Below are 4,402 nucleotides of genomic sequence, written 5' to 3'. Positions count from 1 at the left end.
TTGGCAGTTTCCTGGTTACCTGATTTACCCCAGCCGTAGCGGAGCTTCAGGTCCGACAGGAAAGGCAGGTTTTCTTTCAGGAAGTTCTCTTCACTTACACGCCATCCGAGCGATACGGCGGGGAACATCCCGAAACGGTTTTCCTTTCCAAAGCGGGAGGAGCCATCACGGCGCAGGGTGACCGACGCGAGGTATTTGTTATCATAGGAATAGTTTACTTTTCCAAAATAGGACAATAACGTATAGCCGCTACCGGTACCCCCGTTATCCTTATTGGAAGATCCTGCATTCAGGTAAGCATAATCAATATTTTCAAGGGCGTATCCCTGGCGGCTGGCGTAGAAGTTCTGCGCCATATATTTAATCTGTTCCTCTCCCAACAGAAAATCGAAGCGGTGTTTCTGTAAGGCTACGTTATAAGTGAGCGTATTTTGCCACACCCAGTTACCATTATAATCCTGGGATGTTTGGGAGAAGTTGGAGGGATCCGACAAGAACCCTGAAGTATATGATTTACGCAGCGTACGCTGGTAGGTGCCGTTGTAATCTACACCATAACTGCTTTTGAAGTGGAGGTTAGGAATTATTTCCACATCGGCATATACGTTGCCGAATAAACGAAGGAAATTGCTTTTGTTCTGGCGGTTATCTTCAATGAGCCTCACGGGATTCTGTCTGTCGGTCATGCCGGGTGCAGGGCCGCCCCAACCGCCATCAACGGTATGTACGGGTACTACAGGCTGCTGCACCAACGCCGCGAAAAGAATGTCGCCAGCCGGTACCAGCGCGTCCCTTACGTAAGTGGCCGACAGGTTTTCACCGATCTTCAGCCGGCCTTTAAAAAAGGAATAGTCGGTATTAAAGCGGGCGGTTATTTTCCTTTGCTGCGTTTCTTTTACAATGCCTTTGTTATTGTACATGCCTACAGAGAAATAGGAGTTGCCTCTTTCGTTGCCATTGGCAATAGACACATTGTAGGTTTGCAGCAGGGAGGTTTGTGCAATCTGGTCGTACCAGTAAGTATCTGCCGGCTTCATGGTTTTGGCCGCATCAATAAATTCCGGCAGTATCACTTTGTTGAGTACGGGATTGTTGTAATCGCCGTTCCAGTCGTACTGATAGATCTGGTTATTATTCGGATTGGCATGATCATTTACGGCAGCCTGCCAGTAAGCGCGTCCACGGCCATCAGTGTTCAGCGTTTTCAGCTTGGTACTGTAATCCTGCAGGGAAGCAGATACATCTGCGGTAATGCGGCTGTAGCCTTTCTTTGCTCTTTTGGTGGTAACGATGATAACACCGTTGGCTGCGCGGGAACCGTAGATCGTAGCAGAAGATGCATCTTTGAGCACCTGGATGGATTCAATATCATTCTGGTTCAGTTCCTGCAATCCTCTTTTGGTAGGGATACCATCAATTACATACAACGGATCATTGTTGCCGAGGGTGCCTATACCGCGGATACGCACCGTAGCATTGCTGTTAGGATCGCCATTGGTAGTAATAAGCACACCGGGAACGCGGCCCTGCAAGGCTTTCAACGGATTGCCGAGCGGAATGTCCTTTATTTCGCGTACGTTCACTACGGATACGGCGCCGGTAAGGTCCGCCTTTTTCTGTGTTTGATAACCGGTTACAATCACCTGGTTCAGATCCGTGGCGTTTTCGTCCATTTCTACGGACATGTTGCCTTCCGTTGCTTTCAACGACATTGGTTTCATTCCGATATAGGAGAAGTTAAGCACCTCACCTACAGCGGCCGGCAGCGTGAATTGCCCGCTGCCATTGGTAATGGTGTTCCTGTTGCCCGCCTGTATGGTAACACCGGGCAGGGGTGTTCTGTTTTGTTTACTGATAACGGTACCGGTAATGTTACGTTGCTGTGCCATGGCGAAAAGCCCGAATAGCAACATCGGTAATAAGTAAAACAACTTTTTCATAAATGGAATTTGTGAAATGGTGGTGTGGAAATGTAATAACTGGCTAAGTGTGCTGTGGTACTTTCATCATACTGAATATTTCTGCCGGATCATATTCGGGGCAACCGCCGTGGCGGGATGCCACCAGCGCGCCGAGGGCATTGGCATAGGCCAGGCTCCAGGCGGGAGAACGCTGCTGCAGCCGGCTCACAAGAAAACCGGCCAGGAATGCATCTCCGCTGCCAATGGTATCTGCTACTTTTACCGGCTGTCCTTCCTGGTAATAAAAAGCCCCGTCTATATATCCCATGCAACCTTTGCTGCCCAGGGTGACTACTATTGTAGAGATGTTAAAGCGGGAAGACAGCGCCTGTACCTGTTCTTCATGTGTAGGCCAGGCGCCGTACCAGGCGCTGATCAGCTCCAGTTCTGCAATGTTCAGCTTCAGCAACTGGCAACTGTTCATCAGCCACTCCAGGGTTTCGCGCGAATACCAGGGAGCGCGCAGGTTAATGTCGAGCACCTTTATGGCGGGCGATTGCAATGCCTTCCGGAGCGTATCACGGGATACGTCGTGCCGGGCCATCAAACTGCCAAAAACAACATACTGCAGGTCATCTCCCGATAACAAAACTTCCAGGGAATCATTCCAGGCAATATGATCCCAGGCCACTGGATACAGGATATCGTACTGCATATCGTTATGCGCATCCATCCGGGCATTTACTTTACCGGTGGCATACGTGGTATTCGTTTGCACGTAGGTGGCAGACAACTGCATCTTGTGCATGTGCTGCAGTAGCCGCCTTCCATGATCATCTGTGCCCGCAGCCGATACCATGGCTACCTGCTGTGACAGTTTCTGCAAATGGTACGCTACGTTCATAGGAGCGCCGCCGGGCAGTTCCCGGTCAGGTAAAATGTCCCACAATATTTCCCCGAGGCAGGCGATGTTATACTTGTTTGTCATAAGCTATGTGTTTAATGCACTACCATTGTCATTTCAATTTCTTCCAGTGTTTGCCCTTTTGTTTCCGGCATCAGGCGCCATACAAAAAGCAGCTGCAATACCATCATGGCGCAGAAGAAGGCGAAAATGTGGCCGCCGCCAATATGGCTGGCAAGCCAGGGAAAAGTAAAGGCAATAAGGGCCGCCATGATCCAATGGGTAAAGCTGCCCAGCGTTTGACCTTTGGCGCGTACGGCATTTGGAAATATTTCAGAAATAAATACCCATATCACGGCGCCCTGCGAGAAGGCGAAGAAAGCTATATAGATGAGCAGGTAAGAGATCACCGCAATGCCGCCGGTATGCGTATAAAAGGAAATGGCGGTGAGCCCCAGCGTGGCAACCAGCCCGATGGTACCTATCAGCATCAGCTGCCGGCGGCCGATACGGTCAATAAAGCGTATAGCCGTTAACGTAAAAATGAAATTCACAATGCCGAGACCAACCGTGGAAAGCAGGGAAGAGGCGGTTCCCAAACCGGACATTTCAAAGATCCGGGGGGCATAATAAATAATGGCATTGATGCCCGATACCTGGTTGAATACTGCGAACAATACCGCCAGCATTACCGGCGTGCGGTATTTACGGGAGAACAGCCGTTCCTTTGGCGCACCAATGCTTTGGTGCCGCAACTGCCTGATGGTATTGATATCTTCCGCGTAACCGGCAGGGTTGATGATTTGCAGGGTTTTGATGGCAGCCGCTTCTTTTTTCTCCCGCAACAGCAACCAGCGCGGACTTTCAGGTACCCAGCGGAGCAGCACCAGGAAAAGGGCCGCAGGAAATGCCTGGATACCTAGCATAAGGCGCCAGGAGTTTTCACCACCATATCCGCCAATGAAATAGTTTGATAAATAAGAAACGAGAATGCCAAAAACTACGTTAAACTGGAATAAAGCGACCATTCGGCCGCGATAAGATGCCGGGGACACCTCTGAAATATATACCGGGGCTGTTACCGAAGAAGCGCCCACACCCAGGCCGCCAATGAAACGGCATACCAGGAAAAAGTACCAGTTGGTAGCCATGGCAGTACCTACCGCCGATACCAGGTATATTAAAGCCACCAGCAACAAAGTAGCACGGCGCCCCAGTTTATCGGATGGCATACTGCCGCCCAATGCGCCAAACACTGTTCCTATAAGGGCAATGGACACGGTGAAACCGTGCTGTACCTCCGTTAAATGCCAGTATTGCTGAATATGCTGTTCCGCACCGGAGATAACAGCCGTATCGAAACCGAAAAGAAAACCACCAAGCGCTACTACAAAGGCCCAGAAGAAAACAATGTTGTTGTTCATAACGTAGAAATAGTTTGATCGATGTGTCAAACCTACTTCTTTGAAAAAGGCTGCCGTTATTGTATCACACCACTTTCTTTCGAAATTATAACAACAGGTATAATTTTATTTATTATGCCCCCCGGATCTTCGAAATGTCCGGTTTGGGAACCGCCTCTTCCCTGCTTTCCACG

3 protein-coding genes are annotated in these 4,402 nt (G+C 49.7%); all 3 read right to left on the bottom strand.

The genetic code is table 11. The features are described 5' to 3' along the window. The coding region (locus VN105_RS20035) for a SusC/RagA family TonB-linked outer membrane protein (protein ID WP_325643507.1) at window positions 1-1,940 on the bottom strand (1,940 nt) is incomplete at its 3' end. A 43-nt stretch (window positions 1,941-1,983) separates the two neighbouring features. Beyond that, window positions 1,984-2,889: a carbohydrate kinase gene (locus VN105_RS20030; protein WP_325643504.1), complete on the bottom strand. Its 906-nt coding sequence runs from the start codon at window positions 2,887-2,889 to the stop codon at window positions 1,984-1,986. A gap of 11 nt (window positions 2,890-2,900) precedes the next feature. After that, window positions 2,901-4,229 (bottom strand): sugar porter family MFS transporter, encoded by a 1,329-nt coding sequence (locus VN105_RS20025; protein WP_325643502.1) that lies wholly within the window; start codon window positions 4,227-4,229, stop codon window positions 2,901-2,903. Window positions 4,230-4,402 lie beyond the last annotated feature (173 nt).

Source organism: Chitinophaga sp., from assembly GCF_035564935.1.
In the GTDB taxonomy this organism is placed as follows: Bacteria; Bacteroidota; Bacteroidia; order Chitinophagales; family Chitinophagaceae; genus Chitinophaga.
The sequence above is the reverse complement of the archived record's forward strand: the minus strand, read 5'-3'. Positions and strand labels throughout refer to the sequence as shown.